1 protein-coding gene is annotated in these 2,028 nt (G+C 72.5%); it reads right to left on the bottom strand.

All coding sequences use genetic code 11. The annotated features are described in order from the left end of the window. The coding region (locus tag JS521_RS35400; RefSeq protein ID WP_205086951.1) for a type I polyketide synthase at positions 1-2,028 on the bottom strand (2,028 nt) is incomplete at both ends.

Genomic DNA, 2,028 nt, shown 5'->3' with positions numbered 1-2,028 from the left:
TCCGTGGGCCGCCCCGTGCGGGAGTTGGGGGGGGGGGGGGGGCGGGGGGGGGGCCGGCCGGGGGGGGGGGGGGGGCGGGGGGGCCGCGGGGGGCACCGCGGCAGCGACCACAACCCGCACGCCGAGACGGGAGGGGGTGGGGGCGGGGGTCGGCTGGTTTTCGGGGGTGATCACCAGCCAGCGGCCGGTCAGTGCGGGGGTTGTGGGCAGGTCGGTGATCGGGCGCCAGGTGGTGAGGTAGCGCCAGGAGTCGACCGCGGACTTCTTCTGCTGGTGTCGCCGCCAGGTGGACAGTATCGGGAGTGCCGCGCCGAGCAGGTCCGGCGTGCTGGGGTTGTCCAGGAGATCGGCGAGTGCGTCGATGTCCTGGTGTTCGATGGCGTCCCAGAAGCGGGAGTCCGTCGTGTGGGGGGCTGGTTGTGTGGCCGCGGTGGTGGTGCGCGGCCAGTACCGGTCGCGTTGGAACGGGTAGGTGGGGAGGGTGGTGCGGCGGCCGGCGGGGGCAAGTGCGGACCAGTCGGCGTTCGCGCCGTGGGTCCACAGCCGGGCGAGGGCTTGTAGCGCGGTGGTGGTGTCGTCGCGGTCGGCTCGGAGGATCGGGGCGGCGGTGGCGGCGATGTCGGTCTGTCGGGCCATCCCGCACAGCACCGCGTCCGGGCCCAGTTCCACCAAGCGGGTGGTGCCTTCCTGTCGCAGGGCCTCGACTCCGTCGGCGAAGCGGACGGCTTCGCGGACTTGTCGTACCCAGTAGTCCGGGCTGGAGAGGAGTCCGGGCTCGGCGAGCCGGCCGGTGAGGTTGGACACGAGGGGGATGCGTGGCTCGGTGAAGCGGGTCTTCTTCAGTACGGTGGCGAATTCGGCGAGCATGGGTTCCATCAGGGCCGAGTGGAAGGCGTGGGACACCGTGAGCCGGCTGGTCCTGCGGCCCTGGGCCGACCAGGTCGCGGCGAACTCCTCGACGGTCTCGATGTCGCCGGAGACCACCACCGAGGTCGGACCGTTCACCGCGGCGATGTCCAGGCGGCCTTCGGTCGCCGCGACGGCCTCGGCCTCGGTGGCTTCCACCGCGAGCATCGCCCCGCCCGCGGGGAGCGCCTGCATCAGACGGCCGCGTGCGGCGACGAGCCGGCAGGCGTCGGTGAGTGAGAACACCCCGGCGCAGTGGGCGGCCGCGATCTCGCCGACCGAGTGCCCGAGCAGAACGTCCGGGACCACACCCCAGGACTCCAGCAGCCGGAACACCGCAACCTCGACGGCAAACAGCCCGGCCTGCGCCCACACGGTCTCATCGAGTCCCTCACCGCCGAAGACAACATCACGCACCGGGCGTTCCAGGTGCGGTTCCAGCTCCGCGCAGACCGCGTCGAAAGCATCGGCGTACACGGGGAACGCCTCGTACAGCCCCCGCCCCATACCGGCACGCTGTGCACCCTGCCCGGTGAAGAGGAACGCGGTGCGGCCCTGGGTCGCCTCCGCGGCGTGGGTGTGGGGGGCGGGCGAGCCGTCGGCCAGTGCGGCGAGGCCGGTGAGGAGTTCATCGCGTTCGGTGCCGATGACCACCGCGCGGTGGTCCAGGGCGGCGCGGGTGGTGGCCAGTGACCAGGCGACGTCGTGCGGGTCGGTGTGGTGCTGGGTCATGAGTCCGCGCAGTCGTGCGGCCTGGGCGCGGAGGGCGTCGGCGGTCTTCGCGGACAGTGTCCAGCCCAGGGGGCGTGGGGTGCGTGCGGGTGCGGGAGCCTCGTCGTCGGGTGTCGGGGCGTTTTCCAGCACGATGTGCGCGTTGGTGCCGCTGATGCCGAACGAGGACACTCCGGCCCGGCGGGGCCGGCCGGTGGTTGTCCAGGGGCGGGCGTCGGTGAGCAGTTTCACCGCGCCGGTGGTCCAGTCGACGTGCGGGGTCGGTTCGTCCACGTGGAGGGTCGCGGGGAGTATGCCGTGTCGCATGGCCATGACCATCTTGATCACGCCGGCGACGCCCGAGGCCGCTTGGGTGTGGCCGATGTTGGACTTGATGGAGCCCAGCCACAG

The organism is Streptomyces durocortorensis, assembly GCF_016901035.1.
GTDB lineage: Bacteria > Actinomycetota > Actinomycetes > Streptomycetales > Streptomycetaceae > Streptomyces > Streptomyces durocortorensis.
This window is presented reverse-complemented; position numbering and strand designations above follow the sequence as displayed.